Consider the following 26,217-nt stretch of genomic DNA (forward strand, 5'->3'; position numbering starts at 1 on the left):
TTCCCTTCCGCGGCCGAGATGCCCTCGCCGCCCGGGACCAAAGTCCCGAATCGCTGCTATTCGTCACCAGTAGCGCCGACTGTTACATAACAGGCGGAATCCCGTGATGCACACCCCCTACCGTTCCATTGTGGTGGCCGACCCCTCGCCGAATCCCCGGCATCCCCCTGGTCGGCCACCCCCCCCTCTTCGTCGGCCACCTGCCCCTTTTCCGGACGCTCCTGGACTGCCCCATGAACCCCCGTTCCCGCCGTCTGCCCACGGCAGTCGCCGCAGCCGCGCTGGCCGCGGGCCTGCTCGCGGGCTGCGGTGACCGCAACGGGCTCGACGCCGGCACCCCGGCCCCCGCCGTCTCCGAACAGCCGCACCCCGAGGCGGTGTGGCCGGCGTGGTCGGAGTCGGTGCCCCACGCCCTCGGCGACGGCGCGGCCGTCCAGGAGGCGCCGCCCGCCCTGAAGGGCCTGTCCGTGCCCGCGGACGGTTTCGCCGGTGTCGCCGTACGGGACGTGCTGCGCGCGGACCCGGACATGCGCGGCTACGCACGGCTGCGCGACATCACCGGACCCGGCCGCGCCGGTGTCCGCCCGCCGCGTCTGGTCGATCTGACCGGGGACGGGCACGCCGAGCTGGTCCTCGCCGTCGACACCACCTCCGGCCGTACGGTCGTGGCGGTCTACCGGGCGCACGACGGCAAGGCGTACCGCATCCTCAAGTCGGGCGGACAGCGGGTGTGCATCGAGACGGTCGGCAACGACCTGCTGCTGCGCACGCCGAAGAGCGGCGGCGAGAACGCGGTCCGCTACCACTGGAACGGCGTGCTGCTCGCCGCCCTGAGCGACACCACGACGTACGCGCGCAACCAGGCCGCGTCCCCCTCGCACCACGCACGTCCCGGCAGCTGCCCGACGGACGGCACCGGCGAGGACAACTCCGAGGAGTCGGAGCGATGAGCGCGCGGACCGGAGCGGGGGTGCGCGCCCGGGTCGGGGCACGGCTCGGCGCGCGGGTCGGGGCACGGCTCGGCGCGCGGACGGGGACGCGGACCAACTCCCGTACCGGGATGCGGATGGGCGCCCGGCTCAACGCCCTCGGGCTGCGCTGGAAGATCGCCGCGCTGCTCGCCTCCGGCTGCGCCCTGGTGGCGCTCGCGATCGGCGGTCTCATCCACCATGCGCGCTACGAGCAGGTCGCCGACCAGGCGCGGGCCAACGCGACGGCCGAGCTGATCCGCGTACGGAAGGTGTACGTGGCCACCGGCAGCGTCGACCACGAGGACTCGGCGGCCGCGATCGACTCGCCCGACCTGCCCGCACCGCTGCGCACGGCGGCGCTCGCGCAGCGGCGGACGACGTATCTGGAGCTGGACGCCGAGCATCCGGTGGTCTGGGCGGCGCGCCCGATCGGCGAGAAGTCGGTGCTCTCGGTGCAGCTGCCGCTGGACGAGGCACGGCAGGAACTGGCCGATCTGGACAGCCAGTTGCTCGCCTGGGGCACGGTGGTCGTGGCGCTGGCCGCACTCGGCGGCGCCGCGGTGGCCAGCCGGGTCAGCCGCGACCTGCGCACGGCCGCGGCCACGGCGCGCCGGATCAGCGGGGGCGACCTGGACGCGCGGATCAACCACCCGCGCCCGCCCCGTACCAAGAACGAGGTGGCCGAACTGGCCTGCGCCGTGGACACAATGGCCGCGACGCTCCAGCAGCGCTTGGAGGCCGAGCAGCGGTTCACGGCGGATGTGGCCCACGAACTGCGCACCCCGCTGACCGGCCTGCACACGGCCGCCGAACTGCTGCCGCCGGGCCGCCCCACGGAGCTCGTGCGCGACCGCGTGTCGGCGCTGCGCGTCCTGACCGAGGACCTCCTCGAGGTGGCCCGGCTCGACGCGCGGATCGAGCAGCCCGACCTGGAGGTGCACCCGCTGGGCGCCCTGGTGGCGCAGATCCTCCGACGGGCCGGTCTGGCCGCCGAGTTCACGGGCGGTTCGGACACCCTCGTACGGACGGACGCGCGCCGCCTCGAACGCATCCTGGCGAACCTGATCGTGAACGCGCGGCGGCACGGCTCGGAGCCGGTGGAGGTGCACGTGGCGGACACGTCGGTGACGGTGCGCGACCACGGCCCCGGCTTCCCCGCGCACCTGCTCGCCGGGGGCCCGCAGCGCTTCCTGACCGGCGCGAAGGAGCGCGGCCAGGGCACGGGGCTCGGCCTGACCATCGCGCTCGGGCAGGCCGAAGTGATCGGCGCACGGGTGGAGTTGAGCAACGCGGACGGCGGCGGCGCACGCGCCACCGTCGTCCTGCCGGAGGGCTGATCCCCCGGCGCCGGTCCGCGGCCGCCTGATACGGCCGCGGCTCGCGTCCTCAGTACGGACGCAGCTCCTTCGCCTCCCGCAGGGCCAGCGCCCACCACGTCACGCGGTCGAGCAGGACCTTCGCGGCGGCGTCGCAGGCCGACGGGTCGCGGTGGGTGCCGTCCTCGGCGAAGTCGCCGAACGCGTTGTGGAAGGAGACCGTGTCGCGCACGGTGACGGCGTGCAACTCGGCGAAGACCGCACGGAGTTGCTCCACCGCGCGCAGTCCGCCCGAGACCCCGCCGTACGAGACGAAACCGACCGGCTTGGCCTGCCACTCGGTGAAGTGCCAGTCGATGAGGTTCTTGAGGCCGGCCGGGAACGAGTGGTTGTACTCGGGCGTGAGCACCACGAAGGCGTCGGCGGCGGCGAGTGCCGGTGTCACGGCCGCGAGGCGCTGCTGCACCTCGGCGGACGGCTGGTGGGACAGGGCGGTGGGCAGGTCGTGCTCGGCCAGGTCCACCACCTCGACCTCGAGGTCGGCGCGGGCGCGGGCGTGGGCGAGGAACCAGTCGGCGATCACGGTGCCGAAGCGGCCCTGCCGGTTGGAGCCCACGACCACGGCGAGCTTCACGGGGACGGACAGGACGGTGGGTGCGACAGCGGTAGTTGTCATGCGGAGCAGCCTCATACTTAAACCAAGGTTCAAGTCAAGCTAGCCTTGCAGGCATGACCGCTCTCGCCTGGAACGCCACCGAAGCCACCGTCGGAGAACTGGCCGAGCGCAGCGGAGTCGCCCCGTCCGCGCTGCGTTTCTACGAACGCGAAGGCCTGATCACCTCCCGCCGCACCGCGGGCAACCAGCGCCGCTACAGCCGCGACACCCTGCGCCGCGTGGCCTTCATCCGTACGTCGCAGAAGCTCGGCATCCCGCTCGCCACCATCCGCGAGGTGCTCGCCCTGCTGCCCGAGGACCGCACCCCGACCCGCGAGGACTGGGCGCGGATCTCGGAGTGCTGGCGCGACGACCTGGACCGGCGGATCCGAACGCTGCAACGGCTGCGGGACAACCTGACGGACTGCATCGGCTGCGGCTGCCTGTCGATCGACCGCTGCCGGCTGTCGAATCCGTACGACGAACTGGGCGCGCACGGGCCCGGACCGCGCCGCCTGATCGAGGACGACCCGGCCTGCACGCCCGAGGTGTGCGCGCCGGGAGCCACTGCTTCCCAGGACTGACCGGCGGCCCGTACCGTTCGGGTCATGACTGCCCCGCCCCTGCTCCGCGTGGAGATCGACGGCCGTCCCGCCGACGCCGAGTCCCTGCTGTACCCCGCCACCACCGCGTACGGGCACTTCACCGCGATGCAGGTGCGCGGCGGTGCGACGCGCGGGCTGGCGCTGCACCTGGAGCGGCTGCGGGCGGCGACGTGGGAGCTGTGGGAGCGGGAGCTCGACGGGGAGCGGGTGCGCGGACTGGTCCGGCACGCGCTCGGGGACACGGACGCGGATGCTTCCGTACGCGTCTACGTGCACTGCCCCGAGGACGAGCCCACCGTCATGGTCACGGTGCGCGGCCCGCAGGACATGGCCGCGCGGCCGCAGGCGCTGCAATCCGTCGCGTACCGGCGGCCCGCCGCGCACCTCAAGCACCTCGGCGGGTTCGGGCAGAACTACTACGGGCAGCGCGCACGGGCCGCCGGCTTCGACGACGTGCTCCTGGTCGAGGACGACGGCCGGGTGCTCGAAGGCGGCATCACGAACGTCGGCTTCCTCGACTCCGCGGGTGTGGTCTGGCCGGACGGGCCGTCCCTCGCCGGCATCACGATGCAGCTCGTCGAGGCGCGCCTGGCGGAGGCCGGGATCGCCTCGCGCCGCGGCCGCGTCATGCTCGACGGACTCGGCGCGTACCGCGCGGCGTTCGTCACCAACTCCCAGGGCCTCGCCCCGGTCCGGCGGATCGACGACACCGTGCTGCCCGTGGACGAGAAGCTGATGGCGCGGCTCGGCGAGGTCTACGCCGGTGTCCCCTGGGACCGCCTCTGACCCGGCCGCGGCGGAAGGCGGCGGGCGCCGTCACCCGTTCACAGGCGCGGCGGCCGATCGGTCCAAGCGGTTGCGCGCACGGCGATGACCTGCTGGAACTCGGCGCGCACGGGCCCGTATCCGCCGACACCCCACAGATCTGACGGGCCGTCGACAGGCGTACCGGGCCGGGTGCCACTTACCTCGTACGCGAGGGGCGCGACCGAGACGGCGGCACAGGGGGTGCCGCGGGCCGCGCGCTGCCGGAGGAACTACGCCCATGCGCATCGCCGCCACCCGTCTGCTCGCCGCATCCGCACTCGCCCTGTCGGCCACCGTGGCGGCCGGTCCGGCCGTCGCGGACAGCACCGGCACCGGGTCGCTCGAGCTCTACCCGACGAGCGTCACGCCCGGCACGACGGTCACGGCGAACACCCCGGCCTGCGGCACCAGCGGCACCGCGGCCGGTGACGCGAGCGCCGTGGGCGCGGGTTCGTTCAAGCTGGAGCCCACCACCCACGCACAGGATGCGGTGGGCACCTTCACCGTGCCGAACTCGGCCTCGCCCGGCACGTATGCGATCCGCGCGAAGTGCGCGGGCGGCGCGGAGATCTCGGGCGATCTGATCGTCACGCTCACCGCCGCCAAGCAGCAGGTCGCCCCGAAAGGGCATGTGAAGACGGGGGTCGGCGGCGCACTCGGCCCCGGTCCCGTGCAGACCGCGGCGGGTGTGGCGGCGCTCGCCGTGGCCGCCGCGGGCGGTACCTGGCTCCTGCATCGCCGGGCGAGAGGCGACGGGATCTGACGGACACCCTCCGCTGTCCACCGGTACCGCCGCCCCGACCCCTCCGCCGCCGCGACCGCACACGGCGGCGGAGGGGGACGGGGACGGTCCGACCGCTCCGCACCCCGGCCCCGACGACGCGGCCGCCGAACCCTGCGAGGGGGCACGATGTCGTACCGCATTCCCGGCTCAGGACCGGGTCCCGGCCCGGGCGCGGCCCCCGGCACTGCTTCGGATTCCGGCACCGCTTCGGGTCCCGGCCCGGGCTCGGGCGCAGACCGGGGTTTCGCGCGCCGAGCGGGCCGGGTCGTGCCGATCGGCCGAGCAGGGCGCATGCCCGCCCTGCGGCGCCCGTTGAACGCGGCGATAGCCGCGGTGAGCGTGCTCGCCCTCGGCTGCGGGGTGTGGCTGCTCCAAGGCGGCACCGCCGGCGGTCCGCCGCCCCAGCCCTCCGCCGCGCAGGCCGCCGACCGCGGCGGGCCGCCCGCACAGGAGGCGGCCGCCCCCGCACTGCCGCCGTCGCCGCCGACCCGGATAAGCATCCCGGCCATCAAGGTCGACGCGCCGCTGACCGGTCTGGGCCTGACGAAGGACGGCAGCCTCGAAGTGCCGCCCGCCGAGCGGCGCGACCTCGCCGGCTGGTACGAGTCCGGCACGACGCCCGGCGACCGCGGCACCGCGATCGTGGCCGGGCATGTGGACAACGCCGAGGGCCCCTCGGTCTTCTACGCGCTCGGCGCGCTCAAGAAGGGCCAGAGCGTCGAGATCCGCCGCACCGACGGCCGGACGGCCGTGTTCACCATCGACGCGGTCGAGGTCTACGACAGCCGGGCCTTCCCCGACGACAAGGTGTACGGCGCGGCGAAGCGCCCCGAGCTGCGGGTGATCACCTGCGGCGGCGGCTACTCGAAGAAGACCGGCTACCTGGGCAACGTGGTGGTCTTCGCCCACCTCACGGGTGTGCGCTGAGACGCTGGGCAGCGGCGGGGCCTCGTCCTACTTGAACCACTGCTCGTACGCCATGGTCCCCACGAGCGCGAACACGACCACGAGCAGCACGATCCGTACGAACCCGCTGCCCTTCTTGAGCGCGGTGTGGGCGCCGAGCGTGCCGCCGGCGAGGTTGAACACGGCCATCAGGGCAGCCAGTTGCCACAGCACCGCGCCCTGCCAGGCGAAGATGCCGAGGGCGCCGGCGTTGGTGCACACGTTCGCGATCTTCGCGGTGGCGGAGGCGCGCACCAGGTCGAGGCCGAGCACCGCGGTCAGGGCGAGCACGAGGAAGGTGCCGGTGCCCGGTCCGATGAGGCCGTCGTAGAAGCCGATGCCGAGACCGGCGATCCCGATGGCCGCCCAGATCTGCCGCCGCGTCGCGGGGCCGGTCGCGGGCGCGGAGCCGAAGGACGGCTTGAGGATCACGAACGCGGCGACGGCGAGCAGCACGACCATGACGACGGGCTTGAGCACCTCGGTGCTCATCCCGGCGGCCAGCGCCGCACCGCCCATCGAGCCCGCGAGCGCGGCGAGTCCGATCCGTACCGCCGTCTGTACGTCGATCGGCGTCTTGCGGACGTACGTGACCGCCGCACCCGTGGTGCCGACGATCGCCACCGCCTTGTTGGTGCCGAGCGCGGTGGTCGCGTGGGTGCCGGCGGGCAGCCCGACGAGCAGCGCCGGCAGCAGGAGCAGCCCGCCGCCCCCGACCACCGCGTCGATCCAGCCGGCCGCGGCCGCGGCGAGGCAGAGCAGGACGATGGCGGCGAGGGGTATGTCGGGCATGCGGGGACCCTAAGTCACCAGATAGGTGGTACGTCCAACGAATGGGCGGGAGTTGAGCGACTTCTGAGCTTGGGCGGCTGGTCGGGGGCGGTCCGGGGGCCCGAGGGCCGGGGGCCGGGGGCCGGGGTGCCGGGGCTTCAGCGGCCGATACACAGCTGCAACAGACCCGCAGGACTCCGGTAGCGCTCCCCTGACCGGCTTGCAGCGCGGCCCCAGGAGCCTGGCGGCGTACCCGGGACCACCGGCGTACGGGCCGGATCCAGGAGGCGGTTGCTGTGGACGGGAACGCGGGGAAGCTGCGTCGGGGTGTGATGTGGGGGCTGGCGGGCGCGCTCATCGTCGTGGGGACCGGCGGGTTCCTGGTGCTGCCGGAGGGCGGATCCGCCGGGGCCTCCCGGGACGGCGCCGTCGAGGGGATGCTCCGCGCGCCCGGCGGCGTCGCCGAGGGACTCGCCCTGCCGTGGCCCGACGAGGGGCAGGCGGCCGTGGCGGTGGAGCAGGTCGGGGTGCTCGGCACTTCGGGGCCGCGGAAGCCGGTGCCGATCGCGAGCGTCACGAAGGTGATGACCGCGTACGTGATCCTGCGCGACCATCCGCTGCGGGACGGCGAGGACGGGCCGCTGATCGAGGTGGACGCGCAGGCGGCTCGCGAGGCGCTGTCGCCGGACGAGTCCAGCGCACCGGTCACCGAGGGACAGCGGCTGTCCCAGCGCAAGCTCCTCGAACTGCTGCTGCTTCCCTCGGGCAACAACGTGGCCCGGTTGCTGGCCCGTTGGGATGCGGGCACGCAGGAGCAGTTCGTACGGAAGATGAACGCGGCCGCGGCCCGGCTGAAGATGAAGGACACCACGTACACGGGAGCGAGCGGCTTCGAGTCCACCACGCGCTCGACCGCGGCGGACCAGCTGATCCTCGCCCGTGCCGCGATGCGCGACCCGGCGCTGCGGGCGACGGTGCGGATGCGCAGCACCGAGCTCCCGGGCCGTGCCGCACCGGTGCCCAACAGCAACGAACTGCTCGACCGGCCCGGGGTGGTCGGCCTCAAGACCGGGTCCAGCACGCCGGCGGGCGGCAACCTCGTCTGGGCCCTCGAGGTGCCGGCGGGCCCGGACGGCGGACGCAAGCGGATGGTGTACGGCGTGGTCCTCGGCCAGCAGGCGGGGCAGCCGCCGGCCGCGGGGCTGCGGGCGGCGTTCGAGGCCGGCGGCCTGCTCGTGGACACGCTGCGGGAGAAGCTGCCCGCCGCGCTGGCGCACGCGGGCCGGTCATGAGCCGCAGCGTGCCACGGGGCATGGACCCTCGGGTCCGGGACGCGAACCCCCGTATGTGGCGGCGTGGGCGCGTGACCGCCGTCGCCTCCCTGCTCCTGGCCGTGCTGACCGCGTCGCTCCCGTACGCACCCCGCGGGTGGGGGAATCTGGGCAGCCTGGCGCAGACGCTCCTGCCCTGGACCGGGCTCGGCGTGCCGGTCCTGCTCGGATGCGCGCTGCTCCGCAGATCCGCGCTCGCGGCCGCCGCCCTCATGGTCCCGGCTCTGGTCTGGTGCGCGCTCTTCGCCGGTGACCTCGCCGACAAACGCGCGCCCGGCCCCGTGGACCTCACCGTGGTCAGCCACAACGTGAGCGAGACGAACACGGCGCCGGAGCGCACCGCACGGGCCCTGGCCGCATCGGGGGCCGACGTGGTGGCGCTGCAGGAGATGCCGAGGTCGGGCGAGGGATCCCGGTCCTACCGACGTGAACTGGCGGACCGCTACCCGTACGCGACGGTGATGGAGGGCGTCGGTCTGTGGAGCAGGTTCCCCCTGCGGGACGTGGCGCCCGTGGAGATCCTGCCCTGGCCGCGCGCCCTGCGCGCCACGGTCGGGACACCGCAGGGTCCCGTGGCCGTGTACGTGGCGCATCTGGCCTCCGTACGGGTCCTGCCCGGCGCCGGCTTCGCCACGCGGACCCGCGACGAGAGCGTGGCGGCCCTCGCGGCGGCCGTACGGGCCGAACGGCTGCCCCGCGTCGTCGTGGCGGGCGATCTCAACGGGGCGGTGGAGGACACCGCGCTGGAACCGCTGACGGGGCAGCTGCGCTCGGCGCAGGGCGAGGCGGGGGCCGGGTTCGGTCTCAGCTGGCCCGCCGCGTTCCCCGCGGTGCGCATCGATCACATCCTGGTCCGGGGCGTGACCGCCCGGTCCGCGTGGACCTTGCCCCGCACCGGCAGCGACCATCTCCCGGTCGCCGCCTCCTTGCGCCTGTGACCGCGCTGGTGACCGTGGCGGCGAGCGCGCCGGTGACCGCTCCGGTGACCGCCCGGGCACTGTCCGCACATGGGTACGATTCAAGCCTCGATCGCCGCAATTGCCCGAATGGAGGGAGGTCCTTGTCCGGCTCCCGCACCGCCGTCAGCGTGCTCGTCGTCGAGGACGACGCGGTGATCCGCCGCTCCGTGCAGCTGGCACTCGAACGCTACGGGTACGAGGTGACGGCGGCCGAGGACGGGCTCGGCGGGCTCGACGCCTACCGGGCCGGACAGCAGGACCTGCTCATCCTCGACGTGATGCTGCCGGGTCTGGACGGCATCGGACTGTGCCGGCGGATCCGCGAGGAGAGCCTCGTCCCCGTCCTGATGATGTCCGCGCGCGACGACGCCCTCGACGTCGTGGCGGGCCTGGAGGCGGGCGCCGACGACTACGTGGTCAAGCCGGTGGACATCGGGGTCATGGTCGCCCGTATCCGCTCGCTGCTGCGCCGCGCCACCGTGCGCGCGGATGCGGCCACGGACGAGGCGGACCGGACCGGAGCCGGCATCGCGAACGGCACTGCGAACGGCACCGCGGCACGACCGCTCGTCTTCGGCGATCTGTCCGTCGACCCGCTCGGCCTCACGGTGCACCGCGCCGGCACACCCGTCCCGCTCGCGCCCACGGAGTTGAAGCTCCTGCTGATGTTCGCGGAGCATCCAGGCATCGTCCTGGACCGGCGGCGGCTGTTGCGCGAGGTGTGGGACTACGGCTGGGAGGGCGACACCCGCGTCGTGGACGTGGCCGTGGTGCGGCTGCGCAAGAAGATCGGTGCCGAGCGCATCGAGACCGTGCGCGGCTTCGGCTACAAGCTCGTCAAGGCCTGAGGTGCCGGTCATGGGACGGCCCCGCCTGCGGGCCCTGCGCTGGAAGATCGCCGCGCTGACCGCGGCGGCCTGCTGTGCCGTGGCCGCGGTGGTCGGCGTGCTCGTACACGGGGCGACCGCCGAGCAGAACGAGAAGTACGGCCGCGACCGGGCCTTCACTCAACTGAGCGCCGCCCAGGCGGAGTTCGACCGCACGGGCAGCCGGCCGCCGGACGCCGAGCTGATGACGGCGGACGAGGTCCCGGAGCCGCTGGCCCGGTCCCTGGCAGAGCTGCGGACCCCGGGCGCGATCGCCACCTGGTACGACGTGCAGGAGCCCAACTGGTACTGGCTGTGGGCGGCGGTGCCCGTCGGGGACCACGTGCTCGCCGTCCGTACGGACATGAGCGCCGAGGTGCGCCGCCTCCAGCTCCTGGACCGCAGCATCGTCAAGGCCGTGCTCGCGGCACTCGTGGTGGTGGTGCCGCTGGCCGCGCTCGCCACCGAGCCGATGAACCGGCGGCTGCGCCACGGCGCCCGCACCGCCCGCTCGATCGCCGGCGGCAACCTCGGGGCGCGGATCGGGCGCCGCGGCCGTGCCCGGGACGAGATCACCGACATGTCGGCCGCCGTGGACGCGATGGCGGCGGCGCTGCAGCACCGCCTCGAGTCCGAGAAGCGGTTCACCGCGGATGTCGCCCATGAGCTGCGCACCCCGCTCATGGGTCTGGTCACCGCCGCCGGGCTGCTCGACGAGGAGGACGAGGCGGCCCGCCTCGTACGTGAGCGGGTGGCGACGCTGCGCGCCCTGACCGAGGACCTCCTGGAGGTCTCCCGCCTGGACGCCGGTGCCGAACGGGCCAGGCTCGACGAGGTGCCCCTGGGCGAGTTCGTCGAGGACGTGGTGCGGCGCGCCGAGGGGGCGGCGGACGTACGCGTCGAGGACGCGCGGACCGTGCGCACCGACCCGCGCCGCGTGGAGCGGGTGCTCGCCAACCTGATCGCCAACGCCCACCGGCACGGCGCGGCCCCGGTCCGGGTCACGGTGTCGGGCACCCGGATCGAGGTGCGCGACCACGGGCCCGGCTTTCCGGCCGAGGTGCTGGCCGAGGGGCCCCGGCGCTTCCGCACCGGCGCGGTGGAACGCGGGCACGGACACGGGCTCGGGCTCACGATCGCCTCGGGGCAGGCCTCGGTGCTCGGAGCCGCGCTCACGTTCCGCAACGCGGCGGACGGCGGAGCGGTGGCGTGCCTGGATCTCGGGCCCGCGGAGGCCGGCGGCGAACTGCCGGCGGACCGGCGGCACGTCTGACCCCCGCCCTCAGGGCGCGGCCTGCGGACGGTCCGGGGCCGTGGGCAGGCGGTCCGGTGCGGGCGGTGCGGCCGGGTCCACGGAGAGGGTGAGCAGGGTCGCCGCGAGCGCACTGACGCCGGCGAGCGAGGCGGCGAGCCGGCGGCGGGCCTGCCGGGTGGGGCCGGGGGCGGACTTGCGGTGGCGGGCCATGGGTGGGGGCATCCGTTCTCGTGTACGTGTGTGCGGGGGGGGGACGGGCCGGGCTGCTGGACGCAGGACCAGGCGAGGGAGCCGGGCCTCAGAAGACGAAGTTCTCCCCGTGGATGTGCTCTTCGGGGACCCCGGCCCGTACGAGGGCGACGGTCGCCGCCTCGGCCATCCCCGGCGGTCCGCACAGGTACACGTCGTGCTCGGCGAGATCGGGCACGAGGTTGCGCAGGGCCTGCGGGGCGAGCGGGTCGAAGGCGGCGTCCGAGGGGCCGAGCAGGTAGTGCAGCGCGGCCTGCCGGCTCGCCGCGATCTCCTCCAGTTCCTCCCTGAGCACCAACTGGGCGGCGCTGCCCGCCCGGTAGAGCAGCGTCAGGTCGCCCGGGCCGCCGGGCAGCGTCTCGAAGAGGGCCCGCATGGGCGTGATCCCCACGCCGCCCGCGAGCAGCAGCACCTTGCGGCGGGTGCGGCGGTGCGCGGTGAGCGCTCCGAAGGGGCCGGTGGCCAGCACCCTCGTCCCCGGACGCAGCCGCCGCATCCGGCGCGTGTGGTTCCCGGCCGCCTTCACCGTGATCCGCAGGGTGTCCTCGCGTACGGGCGCCGACAGGGAGAACGGCAGCGCGGTGTGCCACAGCCTGCGCTGCAGGAACCGCCACCGGAAGAACTGCCCGGGCTCGGCCCGCAGTTCGTCGAGCCCGGCGCCCGCGACGAACACGGAGACGACCTCGGGTCCTTCCCTGCGCACCTCGACCACGCGCAGCGCGTGCCGCAGCGCCTGCCGTACCGGGACGACGAGCCGATACCAGACGAGCAGCGCGGCGACGAGGGTGTGCAGCAGCGTCCACACCCACACGGCCACCGCGCTGCCGGCTATCTCGGGGCCGGCGAGCTGGTGGGCGAAGGCGAGGGCGGCGGCCGCGTACGTCAGCAGATGCAGGGCCCGCCAGGTCTCGTGCGGCACCCGGCGCCGTACCGCGCGCGTCGAGGTGGCGCCGACGGCGATCAGCAGTCCCGTGCCGACGGTGGCCGCGGCGATCGCGGGATACCCGAGCAGCTCGCCGCCGGCCGTGAGGAGATCCGTGCCGCGGTGCACGGCGTACCCGCACAGCGCGAGCAGCGTGTGCCCGACGCACAGCCCGAGCACCCAGCGCCCGCCCCACGCATGCCACCGCGCCAGCCGGTCGGCTCCGACGCCGTGCTCGACGGCGGGCACCCGCGCCATGAGGAACAGCATGACGAGCACCCCGTACCCGGCGAGCAGCCCTGTGAGATGCGCGCCGGTCGCAAACAGCGCGTCGAGCCGCGCGGACGGCCGCACCTGCACGGCCCACAGCCCGGTGACGGCGACACCCCCCGCGAGCAGAGCCCCTTGCAGCCGCCGCGGCGCCAGCCGCAACGCCTCGACCGGCTCGGGAACGGCCCGCCCCCGCCGTACCTCATCGGCCTCGGTATGCCCGAGCAACACCCGCATCCAGTGCGCGACCGCCTCACGAACACGCCGCCCGCGCGCCACCCCGCCGACCGCCGCACCGCCACCGGCCTGCGGCCCGCGCAACGGCTCCCCCGCCCGCCCGCTCCCGGCGGCCCCCTCCATCTGCTCCACATACGCGGCAAACGCGGGATACCGGGAAAGCCCGTCCCCCACACCCTCGCGCCGCTCACTCCCGACTGCTGCGTCCATGCTCACGGCGCATGAACATAGGCGCTCTTGAACTGCGGAAACAGCTGGTCAGAGCGGTATCGGTGATCCTTAAGGTTGCTTTGAGGATGGGCTCAAGGACGGTTAAGAACCGGGCGGAAGAACGACCTTCACGCCCCGCCGGCAGCGCCGATGGAGCCCACGACATGGCAAGCCCGTTGCCGCCTTCCCCGTTGAACTGCATCTGCGTCTTGCCCTTCACGGCAGAGATCACCGCGAGCGGACCGGTCACGATGCCGATGAACGGCACCACCAGCGACACGATGCCGAGGATCATCGAGGCCGTGGCCAGACTGTCGGTCTTGGGCTTGACCGGCTGCGCGTAGTACGGCGGGTACTGAGGCGCGTACGCAGTCATGTGCTGCGGCGGCACCTGCTGCTGTGCGTGCTGGGGGGCTGTGAGGGGCAGTGCCGCCGGATCGGCGTGCCGTACCGCTGCGCGGCACCCGGCCCCCGTCCTACCCTCCCCCAATGATCTGTCGACTGTGGCGCGGCTGGACGACTCCCGGGAATGCGGATGCGTACGAGCGGATCGTGCGGGGGGAGGTGATTCCCGGGATCGAGGCGCGGGGGATTCCCGGGTTTCGGGCGATCGATCTGATCCGGCGGGAACGGGAGAGCGAGGGGGACGTGGAGTTCGTGACGCTCATGTGGTTCGACAGCCTCGACTCCGTGAAGGACTTCATGGGCGAGGACTACGAGCAGGCCCACGTGCCGGCCGCGGCCCAAGCCGTGCTCGCCGACTTCGACCGCCGCTCGGCCCACTTCGAGGTGCTCGACCGGCGGACGCAGCCCGGCTGACCCCGCGGACCCGGCAGCAGCAGCCCGGCTGACCCAGGCCTCCGTCGAGCGAGCGACGCCCTCCCGGCCCCACCCCGCCGAGCACCCCGCCTCCTCACACTCCCCCGCCCACCCCGCTGAGCACCCCGTTCCCAACGGGAAACCGGGGCGATCCGGGTGGGCAACACCCCGGTCGCACGCTGGGCGGCATGGGAGAGCGCATCGTGGTGATCGGGGCCGGGACCGCCGGGGCTCGGGTGGCCGTGCGGCTGCGGGCGGCGGGGCGGGAGGTCGCGCTCGTCGGGGCCGAGGCGCACGCGCCGTACAACCGTGTGCTGCTCGCCGATGTGCTCGCGGGGCGGTATCCGGCCGAGGTGACCGCGCTGCCCGATCCCGGGCCCGTGGTGCACGACCGGGTGGTCCGGATCGAGCGCGAGGCGCGGCAGGTCCACCTCGCCGCGGAAGGGCCGGTGCCGTACGAGCGGCTCGTGCTCGCCACCGGGTCCAACCCCGTGCTCCCCGCCCTGCGCGGACTCGCGCGCGGGCTGCCCGAGAATGTGCACGCGTTCCGGACCATGGACGACTGCCTGGCCCTGGACAAGGCCGTGCAGCCGGGGGCCCGCGCGGTGGTCATCGGCGGCGGGCTGCTCGGTGTGCTGTGTGCGCGGGCGCTCGCCGAGCGCGGGGCGCAGGTCGTGCTCGCCCAGCAGGGTGAGTATTTGATGGAGCGTCAGCTCGATTCCGAGGCCGCGGAGTTGGTGCGGGAGCACGTGCGGCTGCGCGGGGTCGAGGTGCACACCGAGTGCCGCGTGCGCGAGGTCAGGACGCGTGACGGCCGGGCGACCGGGGTCGCGCTGGCCGACGGATACGTGCTCGGGGCCGATCTCGTCGTGCTCGCCTGCGGGGTGCGGCCGAGCACCCAGCTCGCGCGGGAGGCCGGGCTGGAAGTCCGCGGCGGGATCGTGGTCGACGATCAGCTGCGGACCAGCGATCCGGCCATTCACGCGATCGGCGACTGCGCCGAGCATCGCGGCCGGACCTACGGACTTGCCACACCCGCCCTCGAACAGGCCGACGCCCTCGCCGACTTGATCGGCCTGGGGGCCGGCGCCTACGAGGGCACGCGGGCGCTCACCCGGCTGACCCTCAGCGACGAGGGCCGGCTCCCCCTGGACCTCGCCACCTTCGGCGATCTGTCGGTCCGCGCCGGGGACGACGTGATCCGGCTGACCGACGCCACCCGCCGCACCTACCGCAAGGTCGTCGTCCGCGACGACCGGCTCGTCGGCGGGGTGCTGCTCGGCGAACTCGGCGCGGTCGGCGCCCTGGCCGACGCCTGGAAGGCGAGCGAGCCGCTCCCCCAGGACGCTCCGCTGCACCATCTGCTCACCCACGACGGAGGCTTCTGAGATGCCCGACGCGACGCCCGAAGCGATGCCCGCCACCACGACCGGGGCGAGGTCCGCCGGCACGGCCGGGGCCACGTCCGCCGGCACGGCCGGGGCGACGTCCAGCACGCCCGGTACGCGCCCCACCCTGCTGCTCGTCGGGCACGGCATGGTCGGACAGCGGTTCCTCGAGGCGCTCGTCGAGCGCGGTGTGACCGACAGCCACCACGTGGTCGTGCTCTGCGAGGAGCCGCGGCCCGCGTACGACCGGGTGCATCTGACCTCGTACTTCGAGGGGAAGGGTGCCGATGAACTGTCGCTCACCCCGGGCGGGTTCATGGACACGCACGGGATCGAGCTGCGCCTCGGCGAGCGCGCCGAGCGCATCGACCGCGAGGCGCGGACCGTCACGGGCGGCTCCGGCCGCGTCTACGCGTACGACACGCTCGTGCTCGCGACCGGCTCCTACCCCTTCGTGCCGCCCGTGCCGGGCAAGGACGCCGAGGGCTGCTTCGTCTACCGGACCATCGAGGACCTGGAGGCGATCGAGGCGTACGCGAAGGGGGCCGGGCGCGGCGCGGTGGTCGGCGGCGGGCTGCTCGGCCTGGAGGCGGCGGGTGCCCTGAAGGGGCTCGGACTGGCCACGCGCATCGTGGAGTTCGCGCCGCGCCTGATGCCTGCCCAGGTGGACGAGGGCGGTGGCGCGGCGTTGCTCCGGACCATCGAGCGGATGGGTCTGACGGTGCACACCGGGGCCGGGACCGAGGCGGTCGTGACCGATGAGGACGGCCGGGTGAGCGGCATGCGGCTGACCGACGGGAGTGAACTGCCCACGGATCTCGTGGTGTTCAGCGCCGGGGTACGGCCGCGCGACCAGCTCGCACGCGAGGCGGGGCTGAAAGTCGGCGAGCGCGGCGGCATCTCGGTGGACGAGGAGTGCCGCACCAGCGACCCGGCCGTCTTCGCGATCGGCGAGTGCGCGCAGACGGTGGACGGCAAGGTGTACGGCCTGGTCGCGCCCGGCTATGCGATGGCGGAGGCGGCGGCGGACGCGATCGCCGGGTTCCCCGGGTCGTTCACCGGCGCCGACATGTCGACCAAGCTGAAGCTGCTCGGCGTGGACGTCGCCTCGTTCGGGGACGCCCACGGGACGGCCGAGGGCTGCCTCGACGTGGTCTACGCGGACTCGCGCTCGGGCACGTACAAGAAGCTGGTGATGGACCCGGAGGGCGTACTGCTCGGCGGGGTGCTCGTCGGTGACGCCGAGGCGTACGGGATGCTGCGGCCGCTGACCGGCAGCGTGCCGCCGGTCGCGCCCGAGCAGCTGGTGCTCCCGGCCGGCGCGGGCGGCCCGGTGAAACTGGGCCCGGACGCGCTGCCCGACGACGCGATCATCTGCTCCTGCCACAACGTCACCAAGGGCCAGATCTGCGCCTGCGGCACGCTGCCCGAGGTCAAGCAGTGCACCAAGGCTGGTACGGGCTGCGGCAGTTGTGTGAAGACGATCCTTCAGCTGCTGCCGCAGACCGGCGACAAGGGACTGTGCGGCTGCTTCTCGTACACCCGCGCCGAGCTGTACGAGATCGTGAAGGTCAAGCGGATCACCTCGTACGCGCGTCTCCTGGACGAGCACGGACGCGAGGAGGCGCGCGGCGGCGAGGGCTGCGAGATCTGCAAGCCGACCTTCGCCTCGGTGCTCGCCTCGCTCGCCCCCGCGATCGGCGCGGACGGCTACGTCCTCGAAGGCGAGCAGGCCGCGCTCCAGGACACCAACGACCACTTCCTCGCCAACATGCAGCGCAACGGCTCGTACTCGATCGTGCCGCGCATCCCCGGCGGCGAGATCACCCCCGAGAAGCTGATCGTGATCGGCGAGGTGGCCCGCGACTTCGGGCTCTACACGAAGATCACGGGCGGCCAGCGCATCGACCTCTTCGGCGCGCGCTCCGATCAACTCCCGGCGATCTGGACGCGGTTGGTGGCCGCCGGCTTCGAGTCGGGACACGCGTACGGGAAGGCGCTGCGCACCGTGAAGTCCTGCGTCGGACAGACCTGGTGCCGGTACGGGGTGCAGGACTCGGTCCGTATGGCCATCGACCTGGAGCTGCGCTACCGGGGGCTCAGGGCCCCGCACAAGCTGAAGTCGGCGGTCTCCGGGTGCGCCCGCGAGTGCGCCGAGGCCCAGTCGAAGGACTTCGGCGTGATCGCCACCGCGAGCGGCTGGAACCTGTACGTCGGCGGCAACGGCGGCATGACCCCGCGCCACGCGGACCTCCTCGCCCAGGACCTCACCGACGCCGAACTCATCCGGCTCATCGACCGGTTCCTGATGTTCTACATCCGCACCGCCGACCGCCTGGAGCGCACGGCGAGCTGGCTGGAGCGCCTGGAAGGCGGCCTCGACCACCTGCGCGAGGTGATCGTGGAGGACTCGCTCGGGATCTGCGAGGAGCTGGAGTCCCTGATGGCCGCGCACGTGGCGGGCTACCGCGACGAGTGGGCCGAGACCCTCCAGGACCCCGAGCGCCTGGCCCGCTTCGAGTCCTTCGTGAACGCGCCCGGCACCCCCGACCCGACCGTCCGCTTCGTCGCCGAACGCGACCAGATGAAGCCCGACCTCGCCGTCCTGATCCCCGAAGGAGCGCTGACCACCCGATGATCCGCCACGGCCGGCAGGCCACTCTCCAACTCCGCCTCGGCGACGACTGGTTCACCGTGTGCGACGCGGCCCGGCTCCAGCCCGGCCGGGGCGCGGCCGCCCTGCTCCCCGACGGCCGGCAGGCGGCCCTGTTCCTGGACCGGGACGGACGGGCGTACGCGATCGACAACCGGGACCCGTTCACCGGGGCCTCGGTCCTCTCGCGCGGCCTGCTCGGCTCGGCCTCGGGCCGCACGTTCGTGGCCTCGCCCCTGCTGAAGCAGCGCTTCGATCTGGAGTCGGGGGTCTGCCTGGACGACGAGGGCGTGACGGTACGGGCCTATGAGGTGCGGGTGGGGAACGGGGAGTAGCCCCCTGACCGGCGGCCGCTCCTGACCGGCGGTCGCTCCTTACTGGCCGCTCTTGACCGACCGTTCTTGACCGACCGTTCCAGTTGAGCCTAGAGTCGCGGCATGGCCCGCACCAAGGAGTTCGATCCCGACGCAGCGCTGCAGGCCGCCATGGAGCTGTTCTGGCGGCGCGGCTACGAGGCGACCTCGATGGCCGACCTCACCCAGCACCTGGGGATCGGGCGGGCCAGCCTGTACGCCACCTTCGGGAACAAGCACGAGCTGTACCTGAAGGCCCTGGACCGCTACCGCGAGACGCGCGACCCGGTCCTCGTCGAGGAGCTGTCGCAGCCGGGCCCGGTCCTGCCGGCCGTGCGCGCGCTGGTGCAGCGGTTCGCCGACGAGTCCACGGCCGAGTCCACCCGCCTCGCCGGCTGCCTGGTCACCAACACCGCGGCCGAACTCGCCCCGCACGACCGGGACGCGGCCCGCAGGGTCGAGCGCAGCTGGGAACACCTGGAGACGCCGCTGCACTCCGCGCTCGTCCGGGCGCGGGCCCAGGGCGAACTGCCCGCGAGCACCGAGCCGTTGGCCCTCGCCCGCATGCTGGTCGTCCTGATGCAGGGCATGCGTGTGGCCGGCAAGGCCTCCAGCGATCCGGGGCGCGTACGGGACGCGGCCGAACAGGCGCTGAAGCTGCTGGACGGCTGAATCCGGCCCGTACAGGAAAAGGGGTGCCTTCGACGGCACCCCTTCCTTACGCCGTCATACTGAACCGATCGGTCAAGAAAGAGGGGATCATGACCGCGCTCCACCCCGTGTCCACCGGGTCCGGGCCCCGGCCACGCGAACGCACCACGCCGACCGCCCCGGCGTTCGCCCTGCTCGGCACCGTCCAGGTCACGCTGATCTTCACGCTCGCCGCGATCTCCGTACCGCTCCCCCGCATCGGCCGTGAATTCGCCCTCGCGCAGAGCGACTTGATCCTGCTGAGCGCCGCGTACGGGCTGACCCTCGCGAGCCTGCTCCTGTTCGGCGGACGGCTCGCCGACCGGTACGGCGGGCGGCCCGTGTTCACTGCCGGTCTCGTGCTCTTCGCGGCCGCCTCGGTGGTCGTACCGCTGGCGCCGGGCTACGCGGTCCTGCTCGGCGCGCGCTTCGGCCAGGGCGCGGGCGCCGCCCTGGTCGCGCCGGCGGCGATGGCGGTGCTGCGGACGGTGTTCCCCGAACCCGCCGCCTACGGGCGGGCGATGGCCACCTGGGGCGGGCTCAACATGCTCGGCGCCACCGCGGGCAACCTCCTGGCCGGGGTCGCGACGGCCCTGTGGTCCTGGCGCGCGGCCCTCGCGGTGCCGGTGCTCGTCGCGGCCGCGGCGCTCGCCCTCGCACCGCGCGTGCTGCCCGCCACCACACCCTCGCCGTCGCGGTCCGGCTCCCGGCGCCCCGGGCTCGACCTGCCGGGCGCGCTGCTCGTCACCGCCGGTGTGACGCTGGCCAGTTACGGCCTGGTCATGTCCGACCCGTACGGCTGGACCGCCCCCGGCGTCCTGGTCCCGCTGCTCGCCGGCGCCCTCCTGCTCGCGGCCTTCCTCGCGGTGGAGCTGAAGGTCCGCGACCCGCTGCTGCCGCCGCGGTTCCTGCGCGACGGCCGCCGGGCGGCCGGTCTCCTCGCGGTCGCGGTGACGGCCGCCGGCGCCTCGGTCACCTTCGTCGCGCTCTCCCTCCAGCTCCAGGAGTCCCGAGGCTGGTCGGCGCTGGAGACCTCGGCGGTCTTCGTCCCGTTCGCGGCGGCGCAGCTGGCCGCGGGACGCGCGGCGGGACCGATGGTCGCGCGGATCGGCGCCGCCCGGACCACGGCGACCGGACTGGCCGTCGCCGCGGTGGGCCTCGCCCTGATCGCCCTGACCGGACTGAACGAGCAACTCCCGTACGCCTACGGCCTGTTGCCCGGCACGCTCCTGCTGCCCGCGGGTGCCGCCGTGGCCTTCGCAGGCGCCGCGGTGCTCGCCACCGACCGGGTGCCCGCCGCACAGGCCGGGCTCGCGGGCGGGGTGTTCAACACGGCGATGGAGCTGGGGGCCTCGGTCGTGTTCGCGGCCACGCTCTCGCTCGGCGGGGACGTGGGCTCGTTCGGTGTCCTCGCGGCCGGCTTCACCGCGCTCGCGCTCGTCAACTTCCTTGCGATGAAACGCCGTTGAAGGCCGGAGCGCCTGCCTGTCCGCGACGCCGCCCGACCAGCTCACCGCCACCACCCTCCCAACTCACCTCACCACCACCCCCTCCCAACTCACCAAGGAGTCACCCGACATGACCAGCAGCACCAGCAGCACCCGCTTCACCGGCAAGTCCGTCCTCGTCACCGGCGCCGGATCCGGCATCGGCCGCGCCACCGCACTGGCCTTCGCCGCCGAGGGCGCGCGGGTGGTCGTCGCCGGGCGCGGCCGCGCACCGCTCGACGAGACCGTCGCCCTGATCGAGGCGGCGGGCGGTACCGCCTCGGCCGTCACCGCGGACGTGAGCAAGGCCGAGTCGGTACGGGCCCTGGTGGCCGAGGCCGTGGCACGCCACGGCCGCCTCGACGTCGCCGTGAACAATGCCGGCGTCTTCCGCGGCGGCGGCCCCGTGGCCGAGCTCTCCGCCGACGACTGGCAGACGCTGCTCGACATCAACGTGACCGGTGTCCTGCACGCCCTCCAGGCCGAGATCGCGGTGATGCGCGGGCAGGAGGGCGGCGGCACGATCGTCAACATCTCGTCCAACCTCGGCGCCCACACCCGTATCCCCGGCGTCGCGGGCTATCTCACCTCCAAGGCCGCGGTCTCGGCCCTCACCCGCGCGGCCGCACTCGACCACATCGGCGACGGCGTGCGGATCAACGCGGTGAGCCCGGGCGCCTCGGACACCACGATGTCGCTGCTGCCCGGCGAGTCCGAGGCCGAGCGCGCGGTCCGCATGAAGTCCTCGAACCCGCTGGGCCGGGTGTCGCGCCTGACGGAGGTCGCGGCCGCGGTGCTGTACCTGGCCTCCGATGACGCGGCGTCCGTGGTGGGCACGGATCTCGTGATCGACGGCGGCGCGGCGGCCTGAGAGCGGGGCGGCCGGCCCCACAGTCGAGGGACACGCACAGCGAGCGCGGCGGCCGGGCTTACCGACTGGTAAGTCCGGCCTTACCCTGGCGGTCGACCGAAGCGTCCCCTTCCGGAAGGACCGTCATGACCGCCTGGACCGCGCGCGACATCCCCGACCAGAGCGGCCGCACCGCGGTCGTCACCGGCGCCAACAGCGGCATCGGTCTGGCGGCCGCCCGCGAACTGGCGCGGCGGGGCGCCCGCGTGGTGCTCGCCTGCCGCAGCGAGGCGCGCGGCAAGGAGGCCGAGGCGCGGATCGCCGCCGAAGTGCCGGACGCGGACGTGGAGTTCAGAGCGCTCGACCTGGCGGATCTCTCGTCGGTACGGGAGTTCGCCGGCGCCTTCGCGGACGGGAGGCTCGATCTGCTGGTCAACAACGCGGGCGTGATGGCGCTCCCGTACGCGAAGACGGTGGACGGGTTCGAGACGCAGTTCGGCGTCAACCACCTCGGGCACTTCGTGCTCACCGGTCTGCTGCTGCCCCGGCTGCTCGCGGCGCCGGGCGAGGCGCGGGTCGTGACGGTGTCGAGCGGGATGCACTTCCTGTCGAACATCGACATCGCCGACCTCAACTCCGAGCGGAAGTACCGCCGTTGGATCGCCTACGGCCGGTCCAAGACGGCGAACCTGCTCTTCACGCACGAGCTGGCCCGGCGCCTCGACAGGGCCGGTTCCGGGGTGGTCGCGGCGGCCGCGCACCCCGGGTTCGCGCGCACCAACCTCCAGACGGCCGGGGTCCGCATGGAGGGCCGGCGGATCGCGGAACGCATCGCGGGCACCGGCACGCAGCTGCTCGCCCAGTCCGCGGAGGCCGGTGCACTGCCCACGCTGTACGCGGCCACGGCGCCGGGGGTGCGCCCGGACTCCTTCACCGGCCCGCGGTTCCAGGGCTGGCGGGGTGCGCCGGTGAAGTCCGTCCGCGCGAAGTGGACGCTGAACGACGCGGCGGGCGAACGGCTGTGGGCGGCTTCGGAGCAGCTGACCGGGGTGACGTACCCCGTGTGAGACACGGGTCCTGTGGTGCGGGCGGGGCCTGAGGTTCAGGCGGCGGCGCGGAGTTCGACGGCGGCGAGCGGGATGAAGCCGAGGTTCTGCCGGCCGGAGGTGTCGGGGGCGCCGTCGGACAGGCGCTTGAGCATCGCGAGCGCGATCCGCTCGCCCTGGGCCTTGGCGCGCTCGGCGTTGGGGCCCGCGTGCAGACCGTCGATGGTGGCGTGCCACAGCTGGACCCAGCGGCCGAAGTGCGCGGCGGTCATCGGCTCCACCGAGTGCAGGGCGGCGTGCGGGGCGAAGGCGTTGCGCTGGTAGTCCGCGGTGCGGAAGAGCGCGCGCTCCCAGAAGTCGGTGATCCGGGGCAGGTGGACGTCCAGGCTGGTGCCGGCGATCTCGGTGAAGAAGGGGCCGATGAGCGGATCGGCGAAGGCGGCCGTGTAGAAGCGGCGCAGCACGAGGTCGAGGTCGGCGCGGCCGGCTATGTCGGCGTGGTCGCGGGCAGCGGAGTGCACGGAGTCCATCCCTCCATGGTGCTCCCGGGGGAGCTGCGGGGCCCAGGGCCATTGGTCCCGGACCGGCCGGGCCACCGTACCGCGGGCACACGCGCTGCCGCCCGCGAACGCCCGCACCGAGCCTCAGCCCGCACTGAGCCCCCGCCTCACCCCGCCTCGAGCACCCGCTTCAGCTCGCTCAGCCGCTCCCGCCAGTACTCCTTGTACGCCGCCACCGCGTCCGCGTCCGCCAGCTTGTGGTGGCCCACGCCGACCTGGGTCTTCGCGGGGCCCTTCACCGTGAGGAAGACCGAGATGCGGCTGGTGCCGCCGTCCCAGTCGGCGGTCAGGGACTTGCCGGGCCGGTGGGTACGGAGGGAGAAGTCGGCGTCCGGGAGCCAGCGGCGGCGCAGGGTCTCTTCCACGAAGGCGTCGGTGACCTGCTCGGCGGGTGCGTTCACCGTCTTGCTCGCCGAGGCCTCCCACGTCCCGTCGCAGGACTGGCCGACCTCGCGCAGGCCGCGCTCCTGCTCGTAGCCGACGGTGATCGACTGGGCGTGCCAGCCGTTCACTCCGTGCTCCTCGCGCAGATGGCGGGCGATCTCGGTGTGGCCGCGCTCCTGCGCGCCCCACCGGTCGAGCACGGTGAACCAGCCGAGCCAGTCCTTGCCGGTGGACTCGCTCAACGCGGCGGCCGACAGCTTCTCGGTGATCTTCTTGCCGGTGCTTCCCGTGCTTCCGGCGCTCCCCGTGCCTCCGGCGTTCCCCGTGCCTCCGGTACGCCCGGTGCCTCTTCCTCCGGTGCTCATGCGTCCGACGCTAGGCGCGGCCCCAGGCCCCGGCAAACCCGCCACCGGCCCGCCCCCGGCAAACCCACCCCGACCCTTCGCCGCTTGTTCATGCACAGACAACTCGGCGCCTCTAGGTTCACGAACCGCGCGACCCCGCCCCCGTACGGGCGGCGGGCCGGTCCCCCACACCCTGGAGTGAGAGTGGAACGTCGGACTTTCCTGCGCGGCGCCGTCATCGGCGGCTCGGCCGCCGCCTTCGGCGGCACCCTGTGGCGCGGTGCGGCCTTCGCCGACCCCGCCCAGCCCGGCACGGGCCCCTACGGTGCGCTCGGCTCCGCGGACGCCAACGGCATCCGGCTGCCCGCCGGTTTCACCAGCCGGGTGATCGCCCGCTCCGGCCAGAAGGTCGCCGGCACCGCGTACACCTGGCACAACGCCCCGGACGGCGGCGCCTGTTACGCGGACGGCAACGGCTGGATCTACGTCTCCAACTCGGAGATCAGCCCGGGCGGCGGCGCCGGCGCCGTGAAGTTCTCCGCGACGGGCGCGATCACCGGCGCGTACCGGATCCTGTCCAACACGCGGACCAACTGCGCGGGCGGCAAGACTCCGTGGAACACCTGGCTGTCCTGCGAGGAGGTCGACCGCGGGTACGTGTACGAGACCGACCCGTGGGGCGTGAAGGCGGCCGTGCGGCGCGACGCCATGGGGCGGTTCAAGCACGAGGCGGCCGCCGCCGACCCCGTGCGCAAGGTGATCTACCTGACCGAGGACGTGACCGACGGCTGCTTCTACCGCTTCACGCCCACCACTTGGGGCGATCTGTCGACGGGCAAGCTTGAGGTCCTGAAGATGGGCTCGGGCACCAGCGGCCCGGTCACCTGGGCGCAGGTGCCCGATCCGAGCGGCGCCTCCACCGCCACCCGCAACCAGGTCTCCGGCGCCAAGCGCTTCACCGGCGGCGAGGGCTGCTACTACGCGGACGACACCTGCTGGTTCACGACCAAGGGCGACAACCGCGTCTGGCAGTACAACGCGGCCGCGCAGACCCTCGAACTCGCCTACGACGACTCGCTGGTGAGCGGCCCGCCGCTGACCGGCGTGGACAACGTGACGGGCGCGGCCTCGGGCGATCTGTTCATTGCGGAGGACGGCGGCAACATGGAGATCTGTCTGATCACCCCGGACGACGTGGTCACGCCGTTCCTGCGGATCGAGGGCCAGTCGGGCTCGGAGATCACCGGACCGGCCTTCTCGCCGGACGGCAGGCGCCTGTACTTCTCCAGCCAGCGCGGTACGAGCGGGAGTTCCTCGGGCGGGATCACGTACGAGGTGACCGGGCCGTTCCGCAGCTAGGGCGCTACGCCACTGCCGGCACCGCCGAGGCGGGCTCAGCCCTCCAGGAGGCGCCGTCCCAGCGGCGTGAGCGTGTGCAGCACGCTGCTGCCGTCCCTGACCGTCGACACGAGTCCCGCCTCGCGCAGCACCGAGGCGTGCTGGCTGGCGGAGGCGGGTGAGACGCCCACCCTGCGGGCGAGTTCGCCGGTGGTGCAGCCGCCGTCGATGCAGGCGAGCACGGCGGAACGCGTCCGGCCGAGCAACCGGTCGAGGGGCCCGCGCCCCTCGGCCGGCCGCGCCGTGCCGGTCCCGGCGCGGCGCACCGGATAGACGAGCACCGGTTCGAGCCCCTCGTCCACGAGCGTGACCGGCCGCCGGGCGCAGAAGTACGAGGGGACCAGGAGCAGTCCGCGCCCGTCGAGGTGGATGTCGTGCTCCATCGGATAGTCCGTCTCCAGGACCGGCGGATTCCACCGCAGTGCGGGCCGCAGCCCCGCGAGCATCCCCTCCGTACCGCCGTCGAGCAGCCCGCGCAGCGCGACCGCGCGGTCGGCGTCGACCTGCGCGTGCACCCGGTCCGCGTATGGAGCGACCGTGGCCTGGTGGTAGTCGCGCAGGCTGGTGGTGAGCAGCCCGAGGGTGTGCCGGTCGCCCTCGGCGAGCGGCTTCAGCCAGTTCGGTACGCCGCCGGGGAAGCCGCCCATCCGGTCCAGCTCGTCAGCGAGTTGGGCTCTCGGTGTGGCGGCCAGCGCCTCCAGACCTTCGTCGATCGAGCCGTGCAGGGCGCTCGGTGTGAGGAAGTCCGGGAAGTTGCCGCGCCTGGGGACCAGCGTGCCGAGCACTCCGACCGCCCGCCGCCCGCGCTCCGGGTCGGCGGCGAGCCGGTGCCGCGCGCCGGCCCGCCAGCCGTCCAGCTCGGCCGGGGCCCAGCGGTCCCGCAGCCGGTGCAGGCTGAGCACCGTCTCCCACAGCAGATGCGCACGGTCCGCGATCCGTACGCGCGCGAGATCCGCCGGCGTGAAATGAATCCGCAGCACCCGGTCCCCCGATCCCCTGATGCCCCTTTCGGACTGAGCCGAAAGGGCTCGCGGGTCCAACGTAACCGCCCCGAGGATGGAGCGGGCACGGTTGTACGAGCCGGTCCCCCGG

27 protein-coding genes are annotated in these 26,217 nt (G+C 73.7%); 19 read left to right on the forward strand and 8 right to left on the reverse strand.

The features are described 5' to 3' along the window. Nucleotides 1-233: 233 nt before the first annotated feature. Nucleotides 234-950, forward strand: a complete 717-nt coding sequence (locus BLT97_RS22125; RefSeq protein ID WP_093612866.1) for a hypothetical protein — start codon at nt 234-236, stop codon at nt 948-950. Then, nucleotides 947-2,308 (forward strand): sensor histidine kinase, encoded by a 1,362-nt coding sequence (locus tag BLT97_RS22130; protein ID WP_245769469.1) that lies wholly within the window; start codon nt 947-949, stop codon nt 2,306-2,308. Before BLT97_RS22125 ends, BLT97_RS22130 begins: the two co-directional genes overlap by 4 nt. A 49-nt stretch (nt 2,309-2,357) precedes the next feature. Here BLT97_RS22130 and BLT97_RS22135 read toward each other — a convergent pair whose 3' ends face one another. Then, nucleotides 2,358-2,963 carry an NADPH-dependent FMN reductase gene (locus BLT97_RS22135; protein WP_093613245.1) on the reverse strand — a complete coding sequence of 202 codons (606 nt, stop codon included), beginning with the start codon at nt 2,961-2,963 and terminating at the stop codon, nt 2,358-2,360. Nucleotides 2,964-3,016: 53 nt separating this feature from the next. Here BLT97_RS22135 and soxR point away from each other — a divergent pair, with 53 nt between their 5' ends. From soxR to BLT97_RS22155, 4 genes are all read left to right on the forward strand, one after another. Beyond that, nucleotides 3,017-3,526, forward strand: a complete 510-nt coding sequence (gene soxR, locus BLT97_RS22140) for a redox-sensitive transcriptional activator SoxR (protein WP_093612868.1) — start codon at nt 3,017-3,019, stop codon at nt 3,524-3,526. Between the two features lie 24 nt (nt 3,527-3,550). Then, a complete protein-coding gene (locus BLT97_RS22145; RefSeq protein ID WP_093612870.1) occupies nt 3,551-4,333 on the forward strand; it encodes an aminotransferase class IV in 783 nt (260 codons plus the stop codon). A 259-nt stretch (nt 4,334-4,592) separates the two neighbouring features. Further along, nucleotides 4,593-5,117 carry a hypothetical protein gene (locus BLT97_RS22150; RefSeq protein ID WP_093612872.1) on the forward strand — a complete coding sequence of 175 codons (525 nt, stop codon included), beginning with the start codon at nt 4,593-4,595 and terminating at the stop codon, nt 5,115-5,117. 321 nt (nt 5,118-5,438) lie between these two features. Then, nucleotides 5,439-6,065 (forward strand): class F sortase, encoded by a 627-nt coding sequence (locus BLT97_RS22155; RefSeq protein WP_093613247.1) that lies wholly within the window; start codon nt 5,439-5,441, stop codon nt 6,063-6,065. A gap of 27 nt (nt 6,066-6,092) precedes the next feature. Here BLT97_RS22155 and BLT97_RS22160 read toward each other — a convergent pair whose 3' ends face one another. Next, on the reverse strand, nt 6,093-6,875 hold the full coding sequence (locus BLT97_RS22160; RefSeq protein ID WP_093612874.1) for a sulfite exporter TauE/SafE family protein: 783 nt from the start codon (nt 6,873-6,875) through the stop codon (nt 6,093-6,095). A gap of 275 nt (nt 6,876-7,150) precedes the next feature. On the opposite strand from BLT97_RS22160, the gene BLT97_RS22165 reads away from it, so the two are divergent. From BLT97_RS22165 to BLT97_RS22180, 4 genes are all read left to right on the forward strand, one after another. Continuing rightward, entirely contained in the window at nt 7,151-8,146 is a 996-nt protein-coding gene (locus BLT97_RS22165) for a D-alanyl-D-alanine carboxypeptidase family protein (protein ID WP_245769470.1), read from the forward strand. Beyond that, the gene (locus BLT97_RS22170) at nt 8,143-9,123 is read left to right on the forward strand and encodes an endonuclease/exonuclease/phosphatase family protein (protein ID WP_093612876.1); all 981 of its coding nucleotides are present in this window, start codon (nt 8,143-8,145) and stop codon (nt 9,121-9,123) included. The genes BLT97_RS22165 and BLT97_RS22170 overlap by 4 nt, the downstream gene beginning before the upstream one ends. 122 nt (nt 9,124-9,245) lie before the next feature. Next, nucleotides 9,246-9,992: a two-component system response regulator CseB gene (cseB, locus tag BLT97_RS22175; protein ID WP_245769472.1), complete on the forward strand. Its 747-nt coding sequence runs from the start codon at nt 9,246-9,248 to the stop codon at nt 9,990-9,992. Nucleotides 9,993-10,002: 10 nt separating this feature from the next. Next, a complete protein-coding gene (locus BLT97_RS22180) occupies nt 10,003-11,283 on the forward strand; it encodes a sensor histidine kinase (RefSeq protein ID WP_093612878.1) in 1,281 nt (426 codons plus the stop codon). Between the two features lie 9 nt (nt 11,284-11,292). Here BLT97_RS22180 and BLT97_RS22185 read toward each other — a convergent pair whose 3' ends face one another. From BLT97_RS22185 to BLT97_RS22195, 3 genes are all read right to left on the reverse strand, one after another. Beyond that, a complete protein-coding gene (locus BLT97_RS22185) occupies nt 11,293-11,487 on the reverse strand; it encodes a hypothetical protein (protein WP_143041367.1) in 195 nt (64 codons plus the stop codon). Between the two features lie 76 nt (nt 11,488-11,563). After that, nucleotides 11,564-13,153, reverse strand: coding sequence for a ferredoxin reductase family protein (locus BLT97_RS22190; RefSeq protein ID WP_245769499.1), 1,590 nt, complete (start codon nt 13,151-13,153; stop codon nt 11,564-11,566). Then, nucleotides 13,131-13,529, reverse strand: coding sequence for a DUF4190 domain-containing protein (locus BLT97_RS22195; RefSeq protein WP_093612884.1), 399 nt, complete (start codon nt 13,527-13,529; stop codon nt 13,131-13,133). Before BLT97_RS22195 ends, BLT97_RS22190 begins: the two co-directional genes overlap by 23 nt. A 113-nt stretch (nt 13,530-13,642) precedes the next feature. On the opposite strand from BLT97_RS22195, the gene BLT97_RS22200 reads away from it, so the two are divergent. The 8 genes from BLT97_RS22200 (at nt 13,643) to BLT97_RS22235 (ending at nt 22,460) form a co-directional block, all read left to right on the forward strand. Continuing rightward, complete coding sequence (locus tag BLT97_RS22200; RefSeq protein WP_093612886.1) at nt 13,643-13,972, forward strand: antibiotic biosynthesis monooxygenase; 330 nt, start codon at nt 13,643-13,645, stop codon at nt 13,970-13,972. A gap of 188 nt (nt 13,973-14,160) precedes the next feature. Beyond that, nucleotides 14,161-15,360: an NAD(P)/FAD-dependent oxidoreductase gene (locus BLT97_RS22205; protein ID WP_093612888.1), complete on the forward strand. Its 1,200-nt coding sequence runs from the start codon at nt 14,161-14,163 to the stop codon at nt 15,358-15,360. Between the two features lie 148 nt (nt 15,361-15,508). Then, nucleotides 15,509-17,998, forward strand: a complete 2,490-nt coding sequence (nirB, locus tag BLT97_RS22210; protein ID WP_245769500.1) for a nitrite reductase large subunit NirB — start codon at nt 15,509-15,511, stop codon at nt 17,996-17,998. Next, nucleotides 17,995-18,348, forward strand: a complete 354-nt coding sequence (gene nirD, locus BLT97_RS22215) for a nitrite reductase small subunit NirD (RefSeq protein ID WP_093612890.1) — start codon at nt 17,995-17,997, stop codon at nt 18,346-18,348. Before nirB ends, nirD begins: the two co-directional genes overlap by 4 nt. A gap of 102 nt (nt 18,349-18,450) precedes the next feature. Then, on the forward strand, nt 18,451-19,038 hold the full coding sequence (locus tag BLT97_RS22220; RefSeq protein WP_093612892.1) for a TetR/AcrR family transcriptional regulator: 588 nt from the start codon (nt 18,451-18,453) through the stop codon (nt 19,036-19,038). 89 nt (nt 19,039-19,127) lie between these two features. Then, nucleotides 19,128-20,525, forward strand: coding sequence for an MFS transporter (locus BLT97_RS22225; RefSeq protein ID WP_093612894.1), 1,398 nt, complete (start codon nt 19,128-19,130; stop codon nt 20,523-20,525). Nucleotides 20,526-20,634: 109 nt separating this feature from the next. Beyond that, on the forward strand, nt 20,635-21,414 hold the full coding sequence (locus tag BLT97_RS22230; protein ID WP_093612896.1) for an SDR family NAD(P)-dependent oxidoreductase: 780 nt from the start codon (nt 20,635-20,637) through the stop codon (nt 21,412-21,414). A 125-nt stretch (nt 21,415-21,539) separates the two neighbouring features. Continuing rightward, nucleotides 21,540-22,460 (forward strand): oxidoreductase, encoded by a 921-nt coding sequence (locus BLT97_RS22235; RefSeq protein WP_093612898.1) that lies wholly within the window; start codon nt 21,540-21,542, stop codon nt 22,458-22,460. A gap of 35 nt (nt 22,461-22,495) precedes the next feature. Here the strand turns inward: BLT97_RS22235 and BLT97_RS22240 are convergent, their stop codons facing one another. After that, entirely contained in the window at nt 22,496-22,969 is a 474-nt protein-coding gene (locus BLT97_RS22240; protein WP_093612900.1) for a group III truncated hemoglobin, read from the reverse strand. A gap of 137 nt (nt 22,970-23,106) precedes the next feature. Continuing rightward, a complete protein-coding gene (locus BLT97_RS22245; protein WP_218137319.1) occupies nt 23,107-23,748 on the reverse strand; it encodes a hypothetical protein in 642 nt (213 codons plus the stop codon). A 183-nt stretch (nt 23,749-23,931) separates the two neighbouring features. On the opposite strand from BLT97_RS22245, the gene BLT97_RS22250 reads away from it, so the two are divergent. Beyond that, nucleotides 23,932-25,086 (forward strand): alkaline phosphatase PhoX, encoded by a 1,155-nt coding sequence (locus BLT97_RS22250; RefSeq protein WP_093612902.1) that lies wholly within the window; start codon nt 23,932-23,934, stop codon nt 25,084-25,086. Between the two features lie 35 nt (nt 25,087-25,121). Here BLT97_RS22250 and BLT97_RS22255 read toward each other — a convergent pair whose 3' ends face one another. Beyond that, a complete protein-coding gene (locus BLT97_RS22255) occupies nt 25,122-26,105 on the reverse strand; it encodes an ArsR/SmtB family transcription factor (protein WP_093612904.1) in 984 nt (327 codons plus the stop codon). Nucleotides 26,106-26,217 lie beyond the last annotated feature (112 nt).

The sequence above is a fragment of the Streptomyces indicus genome (assembly GCF_900100315.1).
Classification (GTDB): domain Bacteria; phylum Actinomycetota; class Actinomycetes; order Streptomycetales; family Streptomycetaceae; genus Streptomyces; species Streptomyces indicus.

Excerpts from the sequence above, each read along its gene's own strand:
- BLT97_RS22145 (WP_093612870.1), top strand. The coding sequence starts at position 3,551 with ATGACTGCCCCGCCCCTGCTCCGCGTGGAGATCGACGGCCGTCCCGCC.
- nirD (WP_093612890.1), top strand. The coding sequence starts at position 17,995 with ATGATCCGCCACGGCCGGCAGGCCACTCTCCAACTCCGCCTCGGCGAC.
- BLT97_RS22205 (WP_093612888.1), top strand. The coding sequence starts at position 14,161 with ATGGGAGAGCGCATCGTGGTGATCGGGGCCGGGACCGCCGGGGCTCGG.
- BLT97_RS22130 (WP_245769469.1), top strand. The coding sequence starts at position 947 with ATGAGCGCGCGGACCGGAGCGGGGGTGCGCGCCCGGGTCGGGGCACGG.
- BLT97_RS22185 (WP_143041367.1), bottom strand. The coding sequence starts at position 11,487 with ATGCCCCCACCCATGGCCCGCCACCGCAAGTCCGCCCCCGGCCCCACC.
- BLT97_RS22230 (WP_093612896.1), top strand. The coding sequence starts at position 20,635 with ATGACCAGCAGCACCAGCAGCACCCGCTTCACCGGCAAGTCCGTCCTC.
- soxR (WP_093612868.1), top strand. The coding sequence starts at position 3,017 with ATGACCGCTCTCGCCTGGAACGCCACCGAAGCCACCGTCGGAGAACTG.
- BLT97_RS22235 (WP_093612898.1), top strand. The coding sequence starts at position 21,540 with ATGACCGCCTGGACCGCGCGCGACATCCCCGACCAGAGCGGCCGCACC.
- BLT97_RS22200 (WP_093612886.1), top strand. The coding sequence starts at position 13,643 with ATGATCTGTCGACTGTGGCGCGGCTGGACGACTCCCGGGAATGCGGAT.
- BLT97_RS22245 (WP_218137319.1), bottom strand. The coding sequence starts at position 23,748 with ATGAGCACCGGAGGAAGAGGCACCGGGCGTACCGGAGGCACGGGGAAC.
- BLT97_RS22160 (WP_093612874.1), bottom strand. The coding sequence starts at position 6,875 with ATGCCCGACATACCCCTCGCCGCCATCGTCCTGCTCTGCCTCGCCGCG.
- BLT97_RS22195 (WP_093612884.1), bottom strand. The coding sequence starts at position 13,529 with ATGACTGCGTACGCGCCTCAGTACCCGCCGTACTACGCGCAGCCGGTC.
- BLT97_RS22125 (WP_093612866.1), top strand. The coding sequence starts at position 234 with ATGAACCCCCGTTCCCGCCGTCTGCCCACGGCAGTCGCCGCAGCCGCG.
- BLT97_RS22220 (WP_093612892.1), top strand. The coding sequence starts at position 18,451 with ATGGCCCGCACCAAGGAGTTCGATCCCGACGCAGCGCTGCAGGCCGCC.
- BLT97_RS22225 (WP_093612894.1), top strand. The coding sequence starts at position 19,128 with ATGACCGCGCTCCACCCCGTGTCCACCGGGTCCGGGCCCCGGCCACGC.
- BLT97_RS22180 (WP_093612878.1), top strand. The coding sequence starts at position 10,003 with ATGGGACGGCCCCGCCTGCGGGCCCTGCGCTGGAAGATCGCCGCGCTG.
- BLT97_RS22150 (WP_093612872.1), top strand. The coding sequence starts at position 4,593 with ATGCGCATCGCCGCCACCCGTCTGCTCGCCGCATCCGCACTCGCCCTG.
- BLT97_RS22240 (WP_093612900.1), bottom strand. The coding sequence starts at position 22,969 with ATGGACTCCGTGCACTCCGCTGCCCGCGACCACGCCGACATAGCCGGC.
- nirB (WP_245769500.1), top strand. The coding sequence starts at position 15,509 with ATGGTCGGACAGCGGTTCCTCGAGGCGCTCGTCGAGCGCGGTGTGACC.
- BLT97_RS22170 (WP_093612876.1), top strand. The coding sequence starts at position 8,143 with ATGAGCCGCAGCGTGCCACGGGGCATGGACCCTCGGGTCCGGGACGCG.
- BLT97_RS22190 (WP_245769499.1), bottom strand. The coding sequence starts at position 13,153 with ATGGACGCAGCAGTCGGGAGTGAGCGGCGCGAGGGTGTGGGGGACGGG.
- BLT97_RS22135 (WP_093613245.1), bottom strand. The coding sequence starts at position 2,963 with ATGACAACTACCGCTGTCGCACCCACCGTCCTGTCCGTCCCCGTGAAG.